This is a genomic window from Achromobacter sp. 1011791174, from assembly GCF_059760925.1.
The window spans coordinates 1-21,857 of record NZ_JCBANH010000107.1 but is presented as its reverse complement, the minus strand read 5'-3'; the positions used below and the strand labels follow the sequence as shown (position 1 = coordinate 21,857).

General features: G+C 66.6%; 15 protein-coding genes. 4 read left to right on the top strand and 11 right to left on the bottom strand.

What is annotated here, in order from left to right; translation table 11 throughout:
* Both AC6LJ5_RS26065 and dnaE read right to left on the bottom strand, forming a co-directional pair.
* On the bottom strand, window positions 1-310 hold a 310-nt coding region (locus AC6LJ5_RS26065; protein ID WP_498142031.1), incomplete at its 3' end, for a glycosyltransferase.
* Window positions 310-3,801, bottom strand: coding sequence for a DNA polymerase III subunit alpha (dnaE, locus tag AC6LJ5_RS26060; protein WP_103273619.1), 3,492 nt, complete (start codon window positions 3,799-3,801; stop codon window positions 310-312). The genes dnaE and AC6LJ5_RS26065, both read right to left, overlap by 1 nt.
* 128 nt (window positions 3,802-3,929) lie before the next feature.
* Between dnaE and lpxO the strand changes: the two genes are divergently transcribed.
* Entirely contained in the window at window positions 3,930-4,829 is a 900-nt protein-coding gene (gene lpxO, locus AC6LJ5_RS26055) for a lipid A hydroxylase LpxO (protein WP_392411700.1), read from the top strand.
* Between the two features lie 73 nt (window positions 4,830-4,902).
* Here the strand turns inward: lpxO and AC6LJ5_RS26050 are convergent, their stop codons facing one another.
* The 3 genes from AC6LJ5_RS26050 to hrpA all read right to left on the bottom strand — a co-directional run bounded on the left by AC6LJ5_RS26050 (window position 4,903) and on the right by hrpA (window position 12,318).
* On the bottom strand, window positions 4,903-6,201 hold the full coding sequence (locus AC6LJ5_RS26050; protein WP_103273617.1) for an ABC transporter ATP-binding protein: 1,299 nt from the start codon (window positions 6,199-6,201) through the stop codon (window positions 4,903-4,905).
* An 8-nt stretch (window positions 6,202-6,209) separates the two neighbouring features.
* Window positions 6,210-7,943, bottom strand: a complete 1,734-nt coding sequence (locus AC6LJ5_RS26045; protein ID WP_498142030.1) for an ABC transporter permease — start codon at window positions 7,941-7,943, stop codon at window positions 6,210-6,212.
* Window positions 7,944-8,286: 343 nt separating this feature from the next.
* Window positions 8,287-12,318, bottom strand: coding sequence for an ATP-dependent RNA helicase HrpA (gene hrpA, locus AC6LJ5_RS26040; protein ID WP_498142029.1), 4,032 nt, complete (start codon window positions 12,316-12,318; stop codon window positions 8,287-8,289).
* Window positions 12,319-12,580: 262 nt separating this feature from the next.
* Here hrpA and argA point away from each other — a divergent pair, with 262 nt between their 5' ends.
* Together argA and AC6LJ5_RS26030 are read left to right on the top strand one after the other, a co-directional pair.
* Entirely contained in the window at window positions 12,581-13,939 is a 1,359-nt protein-coding gene (gene argA, locus AC6LJ5_RS26035) for an amino-acid N-acetyltransferase (protein WP_103273614.1), read from the top strand.
* Between the two features lie 172 nt (window positions 13,940-14,111).
* Entirely contained in the window at window positions 14,112-14,384 is a 273-nt protein-coding gene (locus tag AC6LJ5_RS26030) for an oxidative damage protection protein (RefSeq protein WP_103273613.1), read from the top strand.
* A 91-nt stretch (window positions 14,385-14,475) separates the two neighbouring features.
* Here AC6LJ5_RS26030 and AC6LJ5_RS26025 read toward each other — a convergent pair whose 3' ends face one another.
* Window positions 14,476-14,952, bottom strand: a complete 477-nt coding sequence (locus tag AC6LJ5_RS26025) for a hypothetical protein (RefSeq protein ID WP_498142028.1) — start codon at window positions 14,950-14,952, stop codon at window positions 14,476-14,478.
* Between the two features lie 212 nt (window positions 14,953-15,164).
* Here AC6LJ5_RS26025 and AC6LJ5_RS26020 point away from each other — a divergent pair, with 212 nt between their 5' ends.
* Window positions 15,165-17,150: a phosphocholine-specific phospholipase C gene (locus AC6LJ5_RS26020; protein WP_498142027.1), complete on the top strand. Its 1,986-nt coding sequence runs from the start codon at window positions 15,165-15,167 to the stop codon at window positions 17,148-17,150.
* Between the two features lies 1 nt (window position 17,151).
* Here AC6LJ5_RS26020 and AC6LJ5_RS26015 read toward each other — a convergent pair whose 3' ends face one another.
* From AC6LJ5_RS26015 to AC6LJ5_RS25995, 5 genes are all read right to left on the bottom strand, one after another.
* The gene (locus AC6LJ5_RS26015; RefSeq protein ID WP_498142026.1) at window positions 17,152-17,784 is read right to left on the bottom strand and encodes a hypothetical protein; all 633 of its coding nucleotides are present in this window, start codon (window positions 17,782-17,784) and stop codon (window positions 17,152-17,154) included.
* 60 nt (window positions 17,785-17,844) lie between these two features.
* The gene (locus tag AC6LJ5_RS26010) at window positions 17,845-18,471 is read right to left on the bottom strand and encodes a hypothetical protein (RefSeq protein ID WP_498142025.1); all 627 of its coding nucleotides are present in this window, start codon (window positions 18,469-18,471) and stop codon (window positions 17,845-17,847) included.
* 60 nt (window positions 18,472-18,531) lie between these two features.
* Window positions 18,532-19,533 (bottom strand): hypothetical protein, encoded by a 1,002-nt coding sequence (locus AC6LJ5_RS26005; protein WP_498142024.1) that lies wholly within the window; start codon window positions 19,531-19,533, stop codon window positions 18,532-18,534.
* Window positions 19,534-19,826: 293 nt separating this feature from the next.
* Window positions 19,827-20,783, bottom strand: a complete 957-nt coding sequence (locus AC6LJ5_RS26000; RefSeq protein WP_498142023.1) for a hypothetical protein — start codon at window positions 20,781-20,783, stop codon at window positions 19,827-19,829.
* A 176-nt stretch (window positions 20,784-20,959) separates the two neighbouring features.
* A partial coding sequence (locus AC6LJ5_RS25995) for a hypothetical protein (protein WP_498142022.1) occupies window positions 20,960-21,857 on the bottom strand: 898 nt, incomplete at its 5' end.

The window sequence follows — 21,857 nt, the reverse complement described above, 5'->3', positions numbered from 1 at the left end:
CAACACGCACAGCCGCCGCGATCACGGTATCGCGCCGGCTGTGCGTGTTGAGCACGTCGAAACGGCCCGCCCGCAGAATGCCGCGAATGATGGCCACGCCCTTCAGGTAATTGAGCGGGCCGTCCATTTCCAGCGTGTGCACGGTGAAACCGGCCTCGGACAGGCGCGTGGCCAGCAGCGCCTGCGGCTGGCAGATGGCCTCGACATGATGCCCGCGCGCGCGCATGGCATTCATTTCCTTGAAGATGCGGCCTTCCTGGCCGCCGAAGCTGGTGGCGGCTTCGGAGTGGACGATACGCAGCTTACGCATCAGTAGGTGACCTCGACGCCGTCGGGCTTGGTCCAGGCGTTCAGGTTCTCGAACAGCGCGTCGGCCATGCGCACGCGCCATTCCTCGCCCAGCCGGACCGTGCACAGGAAATTGTTCTTGGTGTAGACGATATCGACCGGCACCCCGGGGATGCCGTTCTCGGGCTCGGCGCGGAACGGATTGAGCAGCTGCCGCAGCCGCGCGGCGTCAGCGCCGCCGTTGAGCTTGACGCGCAGCGACTTGGCGCGCGCCTCGCGCGCCAGCTGCAGGTCATACAACTGGTCGGCCACGATGCGCATGCCGCCAGAATAATCGTCGTTGCTGACTTTGCCCTGCACGATGATGAGCTGGTCCTCGCGCAGCCGGTTGCGGTGCTTTTCGTAGAGTTCGTTGAACACCGAGATCTCGACCTGGGCGGTGCCGTCGTCCAGCACGGCGAACACCATCTTGCCCCGGCGCGTCATCATGGTGCGCACGCCGGCCAGCACGCCGCACATCCATTGCAGGTCGCGCTGCGGCTCCAGGCGCGCCAGCTGCATGGGCACGATGCGGCGCACTTCGTCGCGCCAGGCGTCGAACAGGTGGCCGCTGTAGTAGTAGCCCAGCGCCGATTTTTCCTCGGTGAGCTTCTTGTGCAGGTCCCAGGGCGCGACCTTGGCCAGCTCGCCGGCCACCACGTCGCCGCTGTCGTCGCCGAACAGCGAAGCCTGGTTGGCGCTGCGCGCGGCCTGCTCGGCCGCTTCCATGGCCGTGGGCACCGAGGCCAGCATGGCGGCGCGGTTGGGCTCGATGCCATCGAAGGCGCCCGCCTTGATCAGCGCCTCGATGGTGCGCCGGTTGACCGAATGCTTGCTGACACGGCGGCAGAAGTCGAACAGGTTCTGAAACGGGCCGCCTTCCTTGCGCGCCCGCAGGATTTCCTCGACCGCGCCCTGCCCCGTGCCCTTGACCGCGCCCAGGCCGTAGCGCATGGTGCGCGGCGGCTTACCCTTCTCGGTGTGCTTGTCGGCCACCGGCTCGAAGCGGTAGCCCGAGTGGTTCACGTCCGGCGGCAGCACCTCGACGCCGTTGTCCTGGGCGTCGCGGCAGAAGATCTGCACCTTGTCGGTGTCGTCCATGTCGGAAGACATGGTGGCGGCCAGGAACTCGGTCGGGTGATACGCCTTGAGCCAGGCGGTCTGGTACGAGATCAGCGCATAGGCGGCCGAGTGCGACTTGTTGAAGCCGTAGCCCGCGAACTTCTCCATCAGGTCGAACAGCTTGACCGCCAGGTCCGGGTCATGGCCCTTTTCCTTGGCGCCCTGCTCGAACAGCTCGCGGTGCTTGGCCATTTCCTCGGGCTTTTTCTTGCCCATGGCGCGGCGCAGCAGGTCGGCGCCGCCCAGCGAGTAGCCGCCGATGATCTGCGAGATCAGCATCACCTGTTCCTGGTAGACGATGACCCCATAGGTGCTCTTGAGGGTGCTCTCCAGGTCGGAGTGGAAGTAGTCCACCGAGGCGCGGCCGTGCTTGCGGTTGACGAAATCGTCCACCATGCCCGATTCCAGCGGCCCCGGACGGTACAGGGCCAGCATGGCGATGATATCTTCGAAGGTGTTGGGCCGCAGCTTCTTGAGCAGCTCCTTCATGCCGCGCGATTCCAGCTGGAACACCGCCGTGGTGTTGGCGTCGCACAGGATCTTGTAAGCCGCCGCGTCGTCCAGCTCCAGCGCCATCACGTCGAAGTCGCGCTTGTCCGCGTTGAACTGGCGCACGTAGCGCACGGCCCAGTCCAGAATGGTCAGGTTGCGCAGGCCCAGGAAGTCGAACTTCACCAGGCCGGCGGCCTCGACGTCGTCCTTGTCGAACTGCGAGACCGCGCTGTTTTCCTGGCCGGGCTGGCAATACAGCGGGCAGAAGTCGGTCAGCTTGCCGGGCGCGATCAGCACGCCGCCGGCGTGCATGCCGATGTTGCGGGTCAGGCCCTCGAGCGGCTTGGCCAGGTCCACCAGTCCGCGCACTTCCTCTTCCTGCTCGTAGCGTTCCTTGAAGGCCGGCTCGTCCTTGAGCGTGCGCTCCAGCGACCAAGGATCCATCGGGTTGAACGGGATCAGCTTGGACAGGCCGTCGCAGAACATATAGGGCATGTCCAGCACCCGGCCGGCGTCGCGCACCACGGCCTTGGCGCCCAGCGTGCCGAAGGTGGCGATCTGGCTCACGGCCGCGCGCCCGTATTTTTCCTTGACGTAGTCGATGACGCGTTCGCGGTTGTCCTGGCAAAAGTCGATATCGAAGTCGGGCATGGACACCCGCTCCGGATTCAGGAAGCGCTCGAACAGCAGGTCATAGCGGATCGGGTCCAGGTCGGTGATGCCCAACGCGTAGGCCACCAGCGAGCCGGCGCCCGAGCCCCGGCCGGGGCCCACGGGCACGCCATTGTTCTTGCCCCAGTTGATGAAGTCCTGCACGATCAGGAAGTAGCCCGGGAAGCCCATCTGGATGATGGTCTTGCACTCCCAGCGCAGGCGTTCGTAGTACTGCTCGCGCTTGGACTCGCGCACGGCCTCGTCCGGGAACAGGAAGGCCAGGCGCTTTTCCAGGCCCTGCTCGGACAGCTGCACCAGGTAGTCGTCCAGCGACACGCCATCGGGCGTGGGGAAGTTGGGCAGGCGCGGCTTGCCCAGCACCAGGCTCAGGTTGCAGCGCTTGGCGATCTCGACCGTGTTGGCCAGCGCCGAGGGCACGTCGGCGTAGCGCCGGTGCATTTCCTCGGAACTGAGCAGGTATTGATCCTTGGTGAAGCGGCGCACGCGGCGCGGATTGGCCAGGATCTCGCCTTCGGCGATGCAGACGCGGGCCTCGTGGGCCTGGAATTCGTGCTCGTCCAGGAACTGCACCGGATGCGTGGCCACCACCGGCAGGCCGGCCTCGGCCGCCAGCCGCATGGCCGCCTGGGTGTAGGCTTCGTCGCCGTCGAAACCGGCGCGCTGCAGCTCGATGTAGTAGCTGCCCGGAAATAGAAGCGCCCACTGGCGCGCCAGCGCCAGCGCCGACACGGCGTTGCCGGCGTCCAGCGCCTGGCCCACGTCGCCCATGCGCCCGCCCGACAGGGCGATCAGGCCTTCCTGGCCCTGCAACCATTCGCGCCGGATCTCGGCCCGACCCTTGCCCTGGTTGACCAGGAAGGACTGGGTCAACAGCTCGCACAGGTTCAGGTAGCCCTGGTGATTGCGCACCAGCAACAGCAGGCGGAACGGCTTGTCGCGATCGTCGTCGTTGGTGATCCAGACGTCGCAGCCGGCGATGGGCTTGATCCCGGCGCCGCGCGCGCCCTTGTAGAACTTGATCAGGCCGAACAGGTTCGACAGGTCGGTCAGCGCCACGGCCGGCTGGCCCAGCTTGGCGACCCGCTTGATCAGGTCGGGAATGCGCACGATGCCGTCGACGACCGAGAACTCGGAGTGGACGCGCAGGTGGACAAAGGGGGACGGAGTTGTTGCGGCTTCGGACATGGCCGGAATTGTACCCAGTCATATCGGTCAAAACCCCTTTCTCGCCGGGATCCCGATCCTGGCGCCCCGCAACCCTGTGTAACAATACGCCTTGCACCCGAAATCCTGTTCCAGGACGAGATTCACGTATGAAATGGCTCATTCCCGGGATCTGGCTCGCCGCCATCCTGTTTGCGCACTTCCGAGGCCGCGTCAAGCTGCCGCTGAGCCGCCAGCTGCTGGACCACTCCGTGCTGCTGGCGCCGGTCAACGCCTTCATGGTGCTGGCCTCGCGCGTGCCCACCACGCCCTACCTGCCGTCGCGCGAGATCGACGAGCTGAAGGTGCTCGATGACAATTGGGAGACGATCCGCGACGAAGCGCTGCAGATGGCCGAGATGCGCCGCATCCGCGCGGCCGACGGGCACAACGACATCGGCTTCAGCTCCTTTTTCAAGTACGGCTGGAAGCGCTTCTACCTGAAGTGGTATGACGCCCGCCACCCCTCGGCCGAGGAGCTCTGCCCCAAGACCGTGGCCATCCTCAAGACGCTGCCCAAGGTCAAGGCCGCCATGTTCGCCGAGCTGCCGCCGGACGGCCAGCTCAACCCGCACCGCGACCCCTTCGCCGGCTCGCTGCGCTACCACCTGGGCCTGTCCACGCCCAACGACGACGGCTGCCACATCATCGTGGACGGCGAACCCTACAGCTGGCGCGACGGCGAAAGCGTGGTGTTCGACGAAACCTATGTGCACGAGGCCTACAACAAGACGCAGCAGAACCGCATCATCCTGTTCTGCGACGTCGAGCGTCCGCTCAAGTGGCGCTGGGCCGAGGCCTTCAACCGCTGGTTCGGCCGCGTGGTGATGTCGGCCGCCAGCTCGCCCAACGACGGCGGCGACCAGACCGGCGCCATCAACAAGCTGACGCACGCGCACTGGGTGTTCGAGCAGAAGCGCAAGGCCTTCAAGGCCTGGAACCGCAACGCCTACAAGGCGGTCAAGTACGGCCTGATCGTGCTGGTGGTGGTGGCGTTCATCGCGCTCTGACATCCAGGGCGCGAAGAAAAAAGCCGGCGCGGTCGCCGGCTTTTTTTCATTTGCGCGCCCCCGATCGGGCATCTCAGGCCGCCGGCTCCTGCTCCGGCAGCGTCAGCACGCCGGTCCGGTAGTCGTAGCCGTAGATCTCGCCATAGCGCCCCCACTCCACCGCGATCTTCAGCACGCGCTCGGCCTCGTCGGGCTTGAGGAATTCCTCCAGCGAATCCAGGAAGTTCTTTTCCGGCAGCTGGCCGGTCGGTTCCTGCTCCAGGCTGTGGCGGATATGCGCGGCCAGCGGCACGTGCGCCAGCAGCTGGCGGCCGAAGATGAGCTGCTTCTGGCCCTGGTCGGCCAGCACGTAGCGCTGCCCCAGCGGCGTCAGGAAGATGTCGCCCCGGTCGATCTGGGCCAGGCCGAACAGGCCCAGCGCCTCGCAGGCCGGCAGCAGGTCGTCGTCCGAGATCTCGGCTTCCTCGGCCAGCTTGGGCAGGTCGGCGCGGCCGTTGAACGGCGCCTCGGCCAGCACGTCCAGCACGCCCTCCATGCGTTCGACCTCGGTCTGCGGAAAGCGGTAGCCCAGGCCCTGCTGGCGCGGCGTGGGCGCGCCATGCGCCGGACGCGAGGTCATCAGCGCATAGACCTCGTCGATCAGCGCCCGCACCTCGGCCGAATCCGGGTTGCGCGGCCGGGGCAGCCCGATCTGCACCTGGCTGCGGATGCGGCCCGGATCGCTGGCGAACACGATGATACGGTCGGCCATCATGACCGCTTCCTCGATATTGTGCGAGACGATCAGGATGCCCTTGGTCGAGATGCGGCTTTCGTCCCAGAGTTCCAGCATATCGTCGCGCAGCGTCTCGCCGGTCAGCACGTCCAGCGCCGAGAAGGCCTCGTCCATCAGCAGCACGTCCGGGTTCATCACCAGCGCCCGGGCGATGCCCACGCGCTGGCGCATGCCGCCGGACAGCTCGCGCGGCAGCGCCCCGCCAAAGCCACCCAGGCCGATCAGGTCCAGCACCTCGTCGGCGCGGCGGGCGCGCTCGGCCGGCGCCACGCCCTGCGCCTCCAGTCCCAGCTCCACGTTCTGCTGGGCCGTCAGCCACGGAAACAGCGCGAAGGACTGGAACACCATGGAGATGCCCGCCGCCGGGCCGTACACCGGCTGGCCCCGGTACATGACGGTGCCCTGGTCGGCATTGACCAGGCCCGCCATGATGCGCAGCAGCGTGGACTTGCCCGAGCCGGACTTGCCCAGCAGGGCCACGATCTCGCCTTCATGCAGGATGAAATCCACATGCTCCAGCACATGCCGCGCCGTGCCGTCGGCGGCGCGGAAGGACTTGCCCACATCATGCAGTTCGATCAGGGTATTGGCGTTCATGAGGTTTCCTAGCGGCCCTGGTCCTGGGCCAACAGATAGAGCTTGCGCCAGAAGAACCGGTTCAGCAGCATGACGAACACGCACATCACGCCGATGCCCAGCGCGATGCGGTGGAAGTCGCCCTGCTCGGTCATCTGCTTGATGTAGCTGCCCAGGCCGGTGGCCATCAGCGAAGTGTCGCCCCAGCTGACGTACTCAGACACGATGCTGGCGTTCCACGAGCCGCCGCTGGCGGTGATGGCGCCGGTGATGAAGCTGGGGAACACGGCCGGCAGATAGACCCGGCGCCACAGCAGCCAGCCCTTCAGCCCGAGGTTCGCCGAGGCCAGTCGCAGTTCGTTGGGAATGGTGGACGCGCCCGCCACCACGTTGAACAGGATGTACCACTGGGTGCCGAACACCATCAGCGGGCTCAGCCAGATGTCCGGATTCAGCTTCCAGGCCACCATCACGAAGACCACCAGCGGGAACAGCAGGTTGACCGGGAAGGCGGCCAGGAACTGCGCCACGGCCTGGACTTTCTGCGAATACTTCGGCCGCAGCCCGATCCAGACCGCCACCGGCACCCAGAACAGCGAGGCCAGCCCGATCAGCAGCAGCACGCGCGCGAGCGTGATGCCGCCCAGGCCCACCACGTGCAGCACCTCGCTCCAGCCCACGTCCTCGTGCACGAAGACCACCAGCTTGTAGGTCGCCAGCAGCGCGCCGGCGGCCAGCAGCGAATCCCAGACGCGCGACCAGCGCGGATCGGGCGCCTTGGCGCGGGCGCGGATCGAGGTGCCGTCATACGGCACGCTGAACCAGCCCAGCGCCCGGCGCATGCACGCCCAGAAGCGGTTCGACAGCGCCATCATCCAGCGGCTGCGGCGGGTCCAGTCCAGCAGCCAGGACTGCTGCGCGGCGTCGCCCTGCGATTCCTCGAAGCGGAACTTGTCGGCCCAGGCCAGCAGCGGGCGGAAGAACAGTTGGTCGTACAGCAGGATGCCGGCCATCATGGCCAGGATGGCCCAGGCGATGGCGGCGCCGTTCTCCGATTCGATGGCCACCGCGATGTAGGAACCGATGCCGGGCAGCTTGATGTCCTGGCCCGCCACCGAAATGGCCTCGGCCGCCACCAGGAAGAACCAGCCGCCCGACATGGACATCATCATGTTCCACAGCAGGCCCGGCGTGGCATAGGGCAGCTCAAGCCGCCAGAAACGCTGCCAGCCCGACAGCCGGAACACGCGCGCCGCCTCGTGCAGCTCGGGCGGCACCGTGCGCATGGACTGGTACAGGCTGAACGCCATGTTCCAGGCCTGCGAGGTGAAGATGGCGAAGATGGCGGCGCATTCCACGCCCAGCAGGTTGCCGGGGAACAGCGCGATGAAGGGCGCGATGGCGATGGCCTGGAAACCCAGGATGGGCACCGATTGCAGGATGTCCAGCATCGGGACCATGGCCTTTTCCGCCGTCCGGTACTTGGCCGCGATGGCGGCGAAGACGAAGCTGAACAGCAGCGAGAACGCCAGCGCCGTGAACATGCGCAGGATGGTGCGCAGCAGGTAATACGGCAGATAGACCGGATCCAGCGAGATCGGCAGTTCCTCGCCCACGGCGAAGGGCCGGCTCATCTGCGAGGCGCCGTAGGCCATCAGCGCCAGGATCGCCAGCACCAGCGGCAGCAGGCCCCAGTCCCATCGATTGGGCGCCGAGCGGGACAGGGATGACGGGCGGGTCCGGTTGCTGAACAGCTCGAACATGGCGGCAAGGCTCCAAGGCGGAGGGAGTCGAAAAGCCCGAGCATTCAAGCATAACCAGATGACGCATTTCTGAACGTCGGCACTTGAAATCCCTGGCTATTTCACCCTGCTTTCAAGCCACTTTCAACCCACTTGCGCACGACCCAAAAAACGAGACCTCGCGGAGCCCACAACCCTTCTGGGCGCTCCACTTCCACCATGCCCGCCCCCCAGGTTGTCACGCAGCCACAGCACTCACGCCCCGCAAGCAAAAGCCGCTCCCCATCGGGATGCCACGGAGCCGGCTTTGCCGGTCCGTCGGCATGCCCCCCTGGGGGGGAAGCGCGTCAGCGCTTCGGGGGGGCTATCTAGCTATGGATTCCCAGCTCTTCATCAAGCGCTTGACCGACACCGGCATCGGCGTGCGCAGCTCCTGGGCGAACAAGGCCACCCGCAGCTCTTCCAGCAGCCAGCGGAACTCGTCCAGGCGCGGATCCGGCGCGCCCTTCAGCGCCGAACGCGCGCGCTGGTACTGCGTCAGCAGCGGCGCCATCTCGGCCACCAGCTTGGCGTCACGGGCCGGGTCGGCGCGCAGCTTGTCGATGCGCGCCACCGCCGCCTTCAGATAGCGCGGATAGTGCGACAGCTGGGCATAGGGCGTGTCGCGGATGAACCACTTGGGCATCAGCGCGCCCAGCTGCTGCTGCAGGTCGGCATAGGCGGCCGCGTGCGGCTTGGCCTGGGGCAGCTTGCGTTGCAGCGCCGCGTATTCCGTCAGCACCGCGCCGGCCAGCCGCGCCACTTCCTGGGCCAGCAGGCCCAGCCGGCCCTTGCCGTCGGCGCGCCGGGCCTCGAACTGCTGCTGGTTGACCGGCCAGGGCTCGGCCAGGCAGGCCTGGCCCAGCGCGCAATCGATGATCTGGTCGCGCAATTCCTCCTGCGTGCCCAGCGTCATATAGAGCATGCTGATCTTGGTCAGGTCGGCCAGGTTCTTTTCCAGGAACTTGACCTGCTCGCGCAGCCCCAGCCGGAACAGCTTCAGCAGGCCGGCGCGATGATGCTTGCGCGCCTCGTCCGGATCGTCGAACACGTCCAGGTCGCAATGCGCGCCCTTGTCCACCAGCGCCGGATAGCCGATCACCGACTGCCCGCCGCGCTTGATCTCCATGATCTCGGGCAAGGGGCCGAAGGTCCAGCCGGTCAGGTTCTCGTGCGCCAGCGCCTGCGCCACCTCGGTGTCGCGCGCGGCCAGCTGCTGGAACGTGGCCTGGGCCTGCTTGCCGAACTCGGCGCGCAGCTGCGCCAGGTTGCGGCCCGCGGCCAGCATGCGGCCATGCTCGTCGACCACGCGGAAGTTCATGAACAGGTGCGCCGGCAGCGTCTCCAGCTTGAAGTCGGCCTGGGCCGGACGCACCTGCACCTGGTCCCACATGTCCGCGATCACGGCGTCGACCAGCCCGCTCGGCGGCTCGGCCAGGCGCTCGAACCAGCGCTCGTAGAATCCCGCCGCGTAGTCGGGCAGCGGCACGCAATGGCGGCGCAGCTTCTGCGGCAGCGATTTGAGCAGCAGATGCACCTTTTCCTTCAGCATGCCCGGCACCAGCCATTCGCAGCGCGCCGGATCGAGCTGGTTCAGCGCGAACAGCGGCACCGACAGCGTCACGCCGTCGCGCGGCGAGCCGGGCTCGAAGTGGTAGTCCAGCGCCATGCTCACGCCCTGCCACTCGACCTTCTTGGGGAAGACCTCGGTGGTGACGCCGGCGGCCTCGTGGCGCATCAGCTCGTCGCGCGTCAGCATGAGCTTGGCGGCGGCGGCCTTGTCCAGCCCGGACACCCACTTTTCCAGCGTCGCGGTCTGCGAGATGTCGGCCGGCAGCTGGCGGTCATAGAAAGCGTAGATCAGCTCGTCGTCGACCAGGATGTCCGGCCGGCGGGTCTGATGCTCCAGCTTCTCGATGCCCGCGATCAGCTTGCGGTTGTGCGCCACGAAGGCCAGCCGCGTATCGATCTCGCCCGGCACCAGCGCCTGACGGATGAACAGCTCGCGCGCGTGACTGGGGTTGACCCGGCCGTAGTGGATGCGCCGGCCGGTATAGATGGTCAGGCCGTACAGCGTGGCGCGCTCGTTGGCGACCACCTGCCCGGCCTTCTTTTCCCAGCGCGGGTCCGACCAGTTCTTGCGCAGCAGGTGCTCGGCCACCCGTTCCAGCCAGGTCGGCTCGATGCGCGCCACGCAGCGCGCGTACAGCCGGGTGGTTTCCACCAGCTCGGCCGCGACCACCCAGCGCCCCGCTTTCTTCACCAGGCGCGAGCCGGGGTGGATATGGAAGCGGATCTCGCGCGCGCCCTGGTAGTGGCCGCCCTCGTCGCTCTTGAAGCCGATATTGCCCAGCAGGCCCGACAGCAGCGCCAGGTGCAGCTGCTCGAAAGTGGCCTCGGTCTGGTTGACGCGCCAGCCCTGCTCGCCCACCAGCGCCGACAGCTGGGTATGCACGTCGTGCCACTCGCGCAGCCGGATCGGCGACAGGAAATTCTGGCGCAGCAGCGCCACCAGCTTGCGCTGCGAGCCCTTGTGCTGCACCTGCTCGCCGTACCAGCGCCACAGTTTCAGGAAGGAAATGAACTCCGACTTGTCGTCGGCGAACTTGGCGTGAGCGGCCTCGGCCGCCTCGCGCTCCTGCATGGGACGGTCGCGCGGATCCTGCACCGACAGGGCCGAGGCGATGATCAGCATCTCGGCCAGGCACTGCTGGTCGCGCGCGGCCAGGATCATGCGGCCAATGCGCGGGTCCACCGGCAGCTTGGCCAGCTCCTGGCCGCTGCGGGTCAGCGTAAAGGACGCGCCCGAGGCAGCCTCGGCGCCATCGTCGGCGGCCGACTGCTCGATCGCGCCCAGCTCCTGCAGCAGGTGATAGCCGTCGGCCACCGCGCGTCCCGGCGGCGCCTCGACGAAGGGAAACTGTTCGATGTCGTCCAGCTTCAGCGCCTTCATCCGCAGGATCACCGAGGCCAGCGACGAGCGCAGCACTTCGGGATCGGTAAAGGGCGCGCGCGCGTTGAAATCCAGCTCGTCGTACAGGCGGATGCAGACGCCCGGCCCGACCCGGCCGCAACGGCCGGCGCGCTGATTGGCCGAGGCCCGGCTGACCGGCTCGATGCGCAGCTGCTCGACCTTGTTGCGCCAGGAATAGCGCTTGACCCGCGCCAGGCCGCTGTCGACCACGTAGCGGATGCCCGGCACGGTCAGCGAGGTCTCGGCCACGTTGGTGGCCAGCACCACGCGGCGCGCGTTGCCGCGCGGATGGAAGATCTGCTCCTGCTCGGCCTGCGACAGGCGCGCGTACAGCGGCAGCACCTCGGTGCCGACCGGGTGATGCTTGCGCAGCGCCTCGGCCGATTCGCGGATCTCGCGCTCGCCGGGCAGGAACACCAGCACGTCGCCCGGGCCGTGGCGCGCGCACTCATCGACCGCGTCGACGATGGCGTCGATCAGGTCGCGCTCCTCGTCGCCGGACATGCGTTCGCGGTCGCGCTCGCGGCCGGACCGCGCGGGCGCCGGCGCGTCCTCGTCCTCGGCCAGCTCCTGGCGCACCGGACGGTAGCGCAGCTCGACCGGGTACAGCCGGCCCGACACCTCGATCACCGGCGCCGGCTTGTCCTCGGCCGCGCCGAAATGGCGCGCGAAGCGTTCGGCGTCGATGGTGGCCGAGGTGATGATGACCTTCAGGTCCGGCCGCCTCGGCAGCAGCTGCTTCAGGTAGCCCAGCAGGAAATCGATGTTGAGGCTGCGCTCGTGCGCCTCGTCGATGATGATGGTGTCGTAGCGACGCAGCAGCGGGTCGCGCTGCGACTCGGCCAGCAGGATGCCGTCGGTCATCAGCTTGATGGCCGCGTTGGGGCCGGTGCGGTCATTGAAGCGCACCTGGTAGCCGACCACCTCGCCCATCGGCGTGTTCAGTTCCTCGGCGATGCGCTTGGCCACCGAGGTCGCGGCCAGGCGGCGCGGCTGGGTGTGGCCGATCATCTTGCGGCGGCCGCGTCCCAGTTCCAGGCAGATCTTGGGCAGCTGCGTGGTCTTGCCCGAGCCGGTCTCGCCGCTGACGATCACGACCTGATGGGCCGCGATGGCGCGCGCGATCTCCTGCCGCCGGGCGCTGACGGGCAGATCCTCGGGATAGGTGACGACGGGAATGGGCCGCTCGGGACGGTCCGCCGGCGCGGCGCGTTCGGCGCGTTCGGTGCGTTCGGTGCGTTCGGTGCGTTCTGTACGTTCGCCGCGCTCGGCGCGTTCGGCGCGCGGCGCGCGCGCGGGACGGGCGCCGCCGGACGCGGGCGCGTCGGGGCTGCCGGGGCCACGGGCCGCTTGCGGCGCGCGCGGACGGGATGATTCAGACATGTGGGATTTATCCGGTTAGCCGGGCATTATAAATTTCCACGGCGTCCCGCGCCCCGCCTGGGCCGCCGGCCGGCGCGCCCCGGCGAAACCCCGGCGGGGCGCGGGCGATTTTTCCGCTGCCCGCCGGCCCCGGCAGTCATATAATTTCGCCACGCCGCCCGCGCGGCAGGCCGCCCCCGATGCCGGGGCCCCCGCGCGGACGGAGCCATGGCGCGGCCAGGCGCCGCGCCCGTCCCATATATCAGGAACCTCACCACCCATCATGCCCGACCTGGAACCAGACACCGTCTCCGCCCTCGAAGCCCCCGAATTCGCGCCCGCCCAATTCGTCCGATGGTTCCGAGAGGTGGCGCCCTATGTGCATGCGTTCCGAGGCAAGACGTTCGTGGTGGCGTTCGGCGGCGAGCTGGTGCAGGCCGGCGCGCTGAACACGCTGGTGCAGGATCTGTCGCTGCTGTCCGCGCTGGGCATCCGCCTGGTGCTGGTGCACGGCTCGCGTCCGCAGGTCAATGAGCAGCTGCGCCTGAAGGGCTATACCCAGCAGTTCGATCGCGGCCTGTCGCCCACCGACGCCGCCGCGCTGGAATGCGCCAAGGAAGCCGCCGGCGAGATCCGCCTGGATATCGAGGCCGCGTTCAGCCAGGGCCTGCCCAACACGCCCATGTCGCACTCGCACATCCGGGTCATCTCGGGCAACTTCGTCACGGCCCGCCCCACCGGCGTGCTGGACGGCGTGGACTACAAGCACACCGGCCAGGTCCGCAAGATCGACGTGGACGCGCTGAAGTTCGCCATCGAGAAGGGTTCGTCGGTGGTGCTGCTGTCGCCGCTGGGTTTCTCGCCCACGGGCGACGCCTTCAACCTGGCGATGGAAGACCTGGCCACCAGCGTGGCCGTGGCGCTGCGCGCCGAGAAACTCATCTTCCTGTCCAGCTCGCACGGCGTGCTGAACGACGACGGCACGCCCGACACCGAGCTGGCGCGCGTGGACGCCGACGCGCTGCTGGCCGCCGGCACGCTGGACGAGGAAACCAGCTACTTCCTGCAATTCGCCTCGCTGGCGGTCAAGCGCGGCGTGGCCCGCTCGCACCTGCTGCCCTTCTCGCTGGACGGCAGCGTGCTGCTGGAGATCTTCACCCACGACGGCGTGGGCACCATGGTGGTCGAGGACACGCTGGACGACCTGCGCCCGGCCACCATCGACGACGTCGGCGCCATCCTGAGCCTGATCGAGCCGCTGGAAGCCGACGGCACGCTGGTGCCGCGCCCGCGCAGCGTGATCGAGCGCGACGTCGAGAACTTCACCGTGCTGGAGCACGACGGCGTGATCTACGGCTGCGCCACGCTGCACAACTTCGCCGAGGAGCAGATGGCCGAGATGGCCTGCCTGATCGTGCATCCGGAATGGCAGGGCTCGGGCGAAGGCGAGATCCTGCTGCGCCACATGGAGTCGCGCGCCCGCGCGGCTGGCGCCAAGCGCCTGTTCGTGCTGACCACGCGCACCTCGCACTGGTTCATCAAGCGCGGCTTCGTGCAGGGCGGCATCGCCGACCTGCCGCGCGAAAAGCAGCACAACTACAACCGCTCGCGCAACAGCCTGGTCTTCATCAAGAAGTTGTGACCCCCGGGAAGCGCCATGCGCTTTCCCCTCCAGGGAGCGCCGCCGCGGACCGGCAAAGCCGGATCCGCGCGGCCTCGATCGCGACAACCTTGCGATGCGGAGGGCATCTCGCATGACCGTTGCCGGCATGAACTAAAATGCGGCGTTATCGTCACTTTCCGGCAGCGAAATCATGGCCCGTACCGTCAACTGTTTGAAATTGAAGCGTGAAGCCGAGGGACTGGACTATCCGCCCTATCCCGGCGAGCTGGGCACGCGCATCTGGCAAAGCATCTCGAAGGAAGCCTGGGAAGAGTGGAAGCAGGTGCAGACGCGCCTGGTCAATGAAAACCGCCTGAACCTGGCCGACTCGCGCGCCCGCAAGTACCTGCAGCAGCAGATGGAACGTTTCCTGTTCGAAGACGGCAGCGTCGAAGCCCAGGGCTACGTGCCGCCCTCGGCCTGAGGCCGCGCGCCAGGCATGTCGAAAGGCCCGGATCCGGCATCGCGCCGGGTCCGGGCCTTTTCCATTGCGCGGCGTCACCCCCGCGCGTCGTTCAGTCCCAGTGCGTCAGCGTGATCCGGTAGCCATCCGCCGGATCGGCGGTCCTGGACACCGCCAGCACCACCAGCTCGCCCGAACCGGACAGGTACTCGGCGTGGCGCACCAGTTCCTCGCCGTCCGCGAGCGCGGCCGCCACCATGCCGGCGGCCTCGGCCGGACGCGGCTGAAAGCCACGGCTCTGCAAATAAGCGTCCATCGAGGCGCAGGCCTCATCGACGCTGCCAGGCGACACCGCGTAAGACACCTCGGAACGCGGCGCCTTGTCGCCATCGCCAACCGAGCCGAAGTAGTCCGGCGCGCCGGCCGCGTTCGCCACGGGCGCATGGCGCACCAGCGAGGACATGCCCACGTAGTAGGCCAGCGTGCCGGGCTTGGGCGCGTAGTCCTCCTGGGAAAACAGCCACGCATAGGCGGCGGCCCAGATCGCCAGCGCCACGGCGGCGAGCGTCACGACAGACCAGGCAAGCACTTTGATTCGCATCGCGGGCGGACGGCCCCATCCGGGGCCGCGATAGTGGGTACGCGGGGCCCCATCCTATAGAAATCGCGCGCCGCCGTCCCGGAAAAGGGTAACGACTTGCAAACATCTGACCGGCGTCAGTCGCGACGCGCGCGCCGCATCGTGGCGCGATGCGCCGATGGCCTTAAGATTCGCCTGTCGCAGGCCGTATTAATGCCGTCATGAAAGTCGAACCGCGTTCTCCCCATTTCCAGGACCTCCCGGACGCCATCAAGCGCGCGCTGGCGATCGAGCCCGATCGCCGCAGCGGCACGATCCGGGACGTGGACCACGTCGTCATCCTGATGCAGGAGAACCGCTCCTTCGATCACTACTTCGGCACGCTGCCAGGCGTGCGCGGCTTCGCCGATCCGCATCCCGCGCCCACGCCCGGCGGCGACGTGCTGACGCAGGCCGGCGACGGCATCCGCACCGGTCCCTATGCCTTGCAGCCCGAGCATCGCAGCGACACGCCGGTGGGCTACATCACGCCGCACACCTGGGACGACGCCCAGCGCGCCTGGAACGACGGCCGCATGGACCAGTGGCTGCCCGCCAAGGGCCGTCTCGGCATGGGCGCCTACGGCCCCGCCGAGCTGCCGTTCCAGACCGCGCTGGCCGACGCCTTCACGCTGTGCGAGGCCTATCACTGCTCGATGCAGGCCGGCACCAATCCCAACCGGCTGTTCCTGTGGACCGGCGCCAACGATCCGCGCGGCGAGGCCGGCGGCCCGGCCCTGGTCAACACCCATGACCGCCTCGGCCCCGCCGCCGAGGGCTATGCCTGGACCACCTATCCCGAACGGCTGCAGCAGGCCGGCGTGGACTGGCGCATCTACCAGGACATGGCCGATAACTTCAACGACAATCCCCTGGCCGGCTTTCGCCAATACCGCGCGGCGCATGCCGCCGGCGGTGACGCGCCGCTGCGCGAGCGCGCCCTGTCGACCCGCACGCTGCAAGACCTGGCACGCGACGTCGCCGCCGGCAGCCTGCCCCAGGTCTCGTGGATCATCGCGCCCGCCGCCGACTCCGAGCATCCCGAAGTCTCGTCGCCGCGCGCCGGCGGCGCCTACACGGAACGGGTGCTGGACATCCTCACGCGCAATCCGGCGGTCTGGAGCCGCTGCGTCTTCTTCGTCACCTACGACGAGAACGACTGCTTCTACGACCACGTGCCGCCGCCGGCCCCGCCCGCGCGCAACGACGGCGCGCAATCGGGCGGCCTGTCCACCGTGGAGCTGGACGGCGAATACCACGACGCGCGCACCGGCCCCAGCGCCGGCACGCCCGACGACCCCGCCGCCCTGCACGGCCGCGCCTTCGGCATGGGGCCGCGCGTGCCCATGCTGGTGGTGTCGCCCTGGAGCCGGGGCGGCTGGGTCAACGCGCAGGTGTTCGACCACACCTCGGTGATCCGTTTCCTGGAAGCCCGCCATGGCGTCATGGAACCCAATATCAGCGCCTGGCGCCGCGCCGTCGCCGGCGACCTGACCTCGGCGCTGGACTTCAGCGGCGAGCGCGACCACGCGGGCGAGCCGCCCGGCGGCCACGCCATCTCGACGCGCCGCAACTGCGCCCTGCCCTATGCGCTGGAAGCCGTGGGCCGCATGACGGCCGATGGCGAAAGCTACCGCCTGACCTTCCGCAATCCGGGCAGCGCGGGGGCCGTGCTGCATGTGTACGATCGCCTGGACCTGAGCACGCCGCCCCGGCGCTACACGCTGGGCGCGGGATCGCGGCTGGACGATGGCTGGCGACTGTCGGCTCGCGGCGACTACGGACTGTGGCTGCTGGGCCCGGACGGATTCCACCGCGAATTTCGCGGCGGCGCCCGGGACGGCGGCCTGCTCGAGGCGCAGCTGGTGCCGGTCAGCGCCGGCCTGCGCCTGCGGCTGATCAACCATGGCGAGGCGCACCAGCCCATGAAAGTGGAATCGCGCATCGGCGACGGCTGGCGCGCGGTGGCGCACGTGCAGGCCGGCGGCGCGATCGAGCTCAAGTACGCCGGCTGCGAAGGCTGGTACGACCTGGAGATCACCGTGCCGGACATGCCGGCCTTCGGACGCCGGCTGGCGGGTCGCATCGCGTCCGGCAAGCCCGGCGTGCCGGATCCGAGGCTGCGACGCGGCTGGACGCTGGCGCCGTGGACGCCGACGCCGGCATGAATCAGCCCGGGCCGCAGGCCGGCTGACCGGGCACGGCGACGCGCGCGCCGCGCAGCAGCCTCGGCGTGCCCGGGTAGACGTTGAAGGCGTCGATCTCGCGCCCATCCACCTGTGCGCGCTCGATCCGATGACGCACCGTGCCCGTGGCCGTGATCCGCGCGCCCTCGGCCACGCATTCGACCTGGATGGCGGATTCCCGGTCCTCCGGCACCTGGCGCACCAGCGCGCTGTAGGCGATGTTGACCACCACCATGCCGGCCATCTGCTGACGGCCGGTTTCCATCTTTCCAACCTCGGGCTTGACCACCAGCCTGTACACCTGCTCCACCTTCACGCCGTCCAACGGCTTGAGCGCGATGCGCTTGCTCTGGCCTGGCGACAGACTCATCTGGAACGGCGCCGCGTACAGGGTCGGCGCCGTCGTCTGGCCAATGGGCTCCAGCTTTTCATCGCGCAGCGGCACGCCCGGATTGAGCAGCCTGGACAGCGAGACCGACACGTACTCCGGACGGTCGCCCTGATTCGATACCGTGACCTGCACGGCCTCGTCGCGCACCTCGATCTCCTTGGGATAGACATCGATCAGCGCCGAGGCCGGCGCGCTGCACAGCAAGGCCAGGAGGGCGCTTGGCAATAAGGCGATTGCTTTCATGGGAGTTGGCATATTGTGAATGCCGCCGCCAGCGGCTGGTCCTCAGGGTTTGATGGCGACAGCCTCGAACGTCATCGACAAGACGCCCTGATACGTGCCCACGACATCCCGGAAATCGCCTTCGGGAGGCAAGGCGGCAACCTTGAGCGCGTACATGCCGACGGAATTCGTCCCCGCGACAGCAGGCGCCGGGTTCTCGAATTCGGCATTCTGCGCCACCTGCAGGGGCTTGAGCGCGCCGCCTTCGGGCCCCATCGTCACCGTGGGCTGGCGAAACACCTGCTTCTTGGCGTTCTGCAGCACCAGCGGCGCGTCCAGGCGCACCTGGAACTTGTTCGGCAAGGACGTCACGCGCAGGCGCAGCGCCACTTCATAGGGCGTGTTCCAGCCACCCAGCTGTTGCATTTCCAGGTTGTCCTGCCAGCCGCCCAGCTCGTTGGTCACCTCGATGAATTCCAGCGGCCTGACGTAGGCCTTGATGGTGCTGGAGGTCTTGCCCGTGACGGTGATATCGGCCAAGGCCAGCGCCGGCATCATGATGGGCAGCGCCCACAGGCAGGCCAGAATGAGAGGCTTGATCGCCACAACGCGCCAATAGGACGGGCGCGGCACGTCAGGAGAATGCGCGCACGCGCCGGATTCCGGCCGAGAAAAAAGCGGGGTCTTCATGAATACTCTCATATGTACTCCCATATATGTACTCCCATATCAAAGCGACGAATGCCGCGCCTAGGGCTGGGTGACGATGGTGAACGTAAGCACATCGCTGAAATCCGTACTCTTGAGCGTTGCGTCAGCCCAGGCCTTGAACGTGGGCGTCAGGCATGTCCTGCCACTCTTGCTCAGCGTCAACGGCAATCCATTGATACTGGGCAACGCCACCGGCGCGCCGCCCCCCGCCAAGCTCAACGTATAGGGAATTGTCTCGTTGCCATTTTCCGCGCTGGCAAGCAAGAACTTGCTCTCGGCAACGCCATTGCGATTGCTCGCGCTGATCAAATACTTGTCGAATTCAATGAACTTCGGATCGTAAGCAAAGCACAGCCGCTGCTCATCGGTGACAAACGTGCGCGTCGTTTCCTTACCCCGGGCCAACTCCCCCAGGTCCCAATCCGGCGCGCTAACCGTGATTTCCGTCGTGACCGGCGACGGCGGCGTCGCCTCGCCCGCCTTGATGAGTCGGCACCCCCCTAGCTTGGGAGCCATGTAGAGCGCCCCCTTTTGCACATAAAACCGATCGAGGTTGGACTCGTTCGACACGTGAAAGCCGACGGCCGGCCACTTGTTTAGCTCGCTGGCAGCGAACTCTGCGCTGATAGTGGCAGTGAATCTCCCAGCATTGGACCAGTGTGCGACGCCCACATTCGACCGATAGTAGGTGTGGTTGGAATTGAACTCAGTAAGGCTGTTGGTTGGGTTCATGCCATTCATCGTTACTATCACCGTCCCGTCCGAGCGCTTTCTATTGCCTTTTTCATCGAAAAAGAATACTGCCAAGCCCCTCGACATAAAGTAAAGTGAGTTGCCAATATTTCCAGACGCGGCCTGGAACCTGACGGTAAAGGAAGCCGCTATCCTGTCGCCAGATTGCACAAGGCTGCAATTTTCATAGGTACCGTCGATGACCTCGGCATAGGAGGCTGCCCAAGCCACCCGGCCCGTGCATAGCCACAACACGGCCAACAAGCCCAGCATCGAACAGCGCAGGATGACTTTGCGGATTGATTTCACAGGCATTCCCCTCGATGAATGCATGGCGGCGGCATGCCGCAATAGGCATGGCAGCCCTCAAGCAAGGGTAAGGCCCGCTGCGCCATAGCCATTGCCGGACACGCGCCCAGCCCAGGCACGGCCAGAAAAACCGCCATTGGAGGACGCCAGATGGCGCCGCGAGATAAGTTCATTTTCCTTTCTACCTCGCCATTCCCGGGCTCGCCGGGTTCTTTATCGTGATATGCGCGCGCTGCTCCAGCGCCAGGCCCACGGGCACCGCCAGACCGCGAGCCGCGTGCGCCCTCGAACGCCTAGGGTTGGGTCGTGATGGTGAAAGTAAGCACGTCGCCGAAGTCGCCGCCCTTGACGTCGGCGCCGGCCCATGCCTTGAACGTGGGCGTCAGGCAAGTCTGCCCGCTCTTTCCCAACGTCAACGGAAGGCCATTGATGCTGGGCAACGGCACCGGGGCGCCGCCGCCTGCCAGGCTCAGCGTATAGGGAACCTTCTGGTTGCCATCATCCGCATTGGCCAGCAGGAACTTGCCTTCGGCCACGCCGTTGCGGTTGCTTGCGCTGATCAGGTACTTGTCGTATTCGATGTACTTCGCGTTGTAGCGAAAGCAGAGCCGCTGCGCGTCGGTGGTGAAAGTCCGCATCGTTTCCTTGCCCCGCTCCAGTTCACCAAGGTCCCAATCGGGTGCCGTGACGGTGATTTCGGTGTTCACGGGCGAAGGCGGCGGATTGGATGGATTGACTACCTGGCATGTCTTCATGCCGGGAGAAACGTATAGCAAGCCGGCGCTATCCAGCACGATCGTGCTGGCCGAGTCATTCGCCACGTTGGCCATCCGCACGCCAAAAGCAGGCCATTTGGCCAGATCCGTCAACGTCACCTTCACCTCCAGCTGAGCAGTGAAGGCCGACCGATTCGACCAATATTTAAACTGGGAAGAGGTACCGCCATAGTCCAACCCGAATTCACTGAACGCCTTATACATGTTTGTGCCCTCGCCATTGAGCGCCACTGCCCAGAACTCCGCCGGGCGCCGCAACTTTCCCTGCTCATCGTAGGTGTACAGGGCCAAGCCCCTGGAAATGAATTCGTTCCCGGGAATATGCCCGCTGGCTGCTTTGAATTTGACCGTTGTCGTGACAGATGCAAACTTGCCATCCTCCTTGATGTTGCAGCCGGTATAGCTGCCCTCCATCAGATCGGAGTACTGAATGGTCTGCGCCGTCGCTGATTGACCCGCGCCCAGCGTCCACATCAGCAGTATTGCCAGCGGGACCGTCCTGAGACAGCCAGCAACAGCAGGCAGACTTCGACAAGCACGCGCCATCAGCACGCGACAAGACAACAAGCACTTCACAAAACATCCTTTATCAAGAATTAGGGTGAGGACCCGCGAGCGAACCATCGCCACGCAGCCCTATCGAACGCCGCCTAGGATTGGGTCGTGATGGTGAACGTAAGCGCATCACTGAAATCGCCGCCCTTGATCTTGGCATCGGCCCATGCCTTGAATGTGGGCGTCAGGCACGTCCGCCCGCTCTTGCCCAACGTCAACGGCAGTCCATTGATACTGGGCAACGCCATCGGCGCGCCGCCCCCAGTGAAACTCAGCGTATACGGAACCGTCTCGCTGCCATCCGCCGCACTCACCAGAAGGAACTTGTTATCGGCCACGCCATTGCGGTTGCTTACGCTGATCAGGTACTTGTCGTATTCGATGTACTTGGCGTCATAGGCAAAGCACAGCCGCTGCGCGTCGGTGGAGAAGGTCCGCGTCGTTTCCTTGCCCCGCTCCAATTCGCCCAGGTCCCAGTCCGGCGCCGTCACCTTGATCTCGGTGGTGACCGGCGATGGCGGCGGCTTGGCCGGATCGATGGTTCGGCAGCCCGACATGTTCGGGCCGATGTACAGCGCGCCGGTTCTTGCGAGCACGGGATCCCAACTACCCGGTGCCATATTCGCCGCCTGCACCGAGACGGCCGGCCAGTAGTTCGACGTGCCCATGTATAGATCGGCAATGACCTTGGCGGTGAATGCCCTTGCATTCATCCAGTGCGCTCTCGGGTAGGCTGCAGCCGCATACGCCAACGTGAAGTCGTCGGCTACGGCCATGTTGCTGCGTTCAGTGCCATTGATCGACACGATAGCAGCCGCCGGCAACATCGGCTTCGCCGCCGAATCGTATGAATAAATGACTATCCCCCGGGACAAGAACGTCCTGCCAGCCATATTCCCGGATGCGTCCTTGAAATCAACGGTGAAGCTGACGGTAAGCCGATCGCCGCTCCAGATTATGCGGCAGTCGCGGTAGCTGCCGTCGATAACGTCG

Excerpts from the sequence above, each read along its gene's own strand:
- dnaE (WP_103273619.1), bottom strand. The coding sequence starts at position 3,801 with ATGTCCGAAGCCGCAACAACTCCGTCCCCCTTTGTCCACCTGCGCGTC.
- lpxO (WP_392411700.1), top strand. The coding sequence starts at position 3,930 with ATGAAATGGCTCATTCCCGGGATCTGGCTCGCCGCCATCCTGTTTGCG.
- AC6LJ5_RS26050 (WP_103273617.1), bottom strand. The coding sequence starts at position 6,201 with ATGAACGCCAATACCCTGATCGAACTGCATGATGTGGGCAAGTCCTTC.
- AC6LJ5_RS26045 (WP_498142030.1), bottom strand. The coding sequence starts at position 7,943 with ATGTTCGAGCTGTTCAGCAACCGGACCCGCCCGTCATCCCTGTCCCGC.
- hrpA (WP_498142029.1), bottom strand. The coding sequence starts at position 12,318 with ATGTCTGAATCATCCCGTCCGCGCGCGCCGCAAGCGGCCCGTGGCCCC.
- argA (WP_103273614.1), top strand. The coding sequence starts at position 12,581 with ATGCCCGACCTGGAACCAGACACCGTCTCCGCCCTCGAAGCCCCCGAA.
- AC6LJ5_RS26030 (WP_103273613.1), top strand. The coding sequence starts at position 14,112 with ATGGCCCGTACCGTCAACTGTTTGAAATTGAAGCGTGAAGCCGAGGGA.
- AC6LJ5_RS26020 (WP_498142027.1), top strand. The coding sequence starts at position 15,165 with ATGAAAGTCGAACCGCGTTCTCCCCATTTCCAGGACCTCCCGGACGCC.
- AC6LJ5_RS26010 (WP_498142025.1), bottom strand. The coding sequence starts at position 18,471 with ATGAAGACCCCGCTTTTTTCTCGGCCGGAATCCGGCGCGTGCGCGCAT.
- AC6LJ5_RS26000 (WP_498142023.1), bottom strand. The coding sequence starts at position 20,783 with ATGTGGACGCTGGGCGCGGGTCAATCAGCGACGGCGCAGACCATTCAG.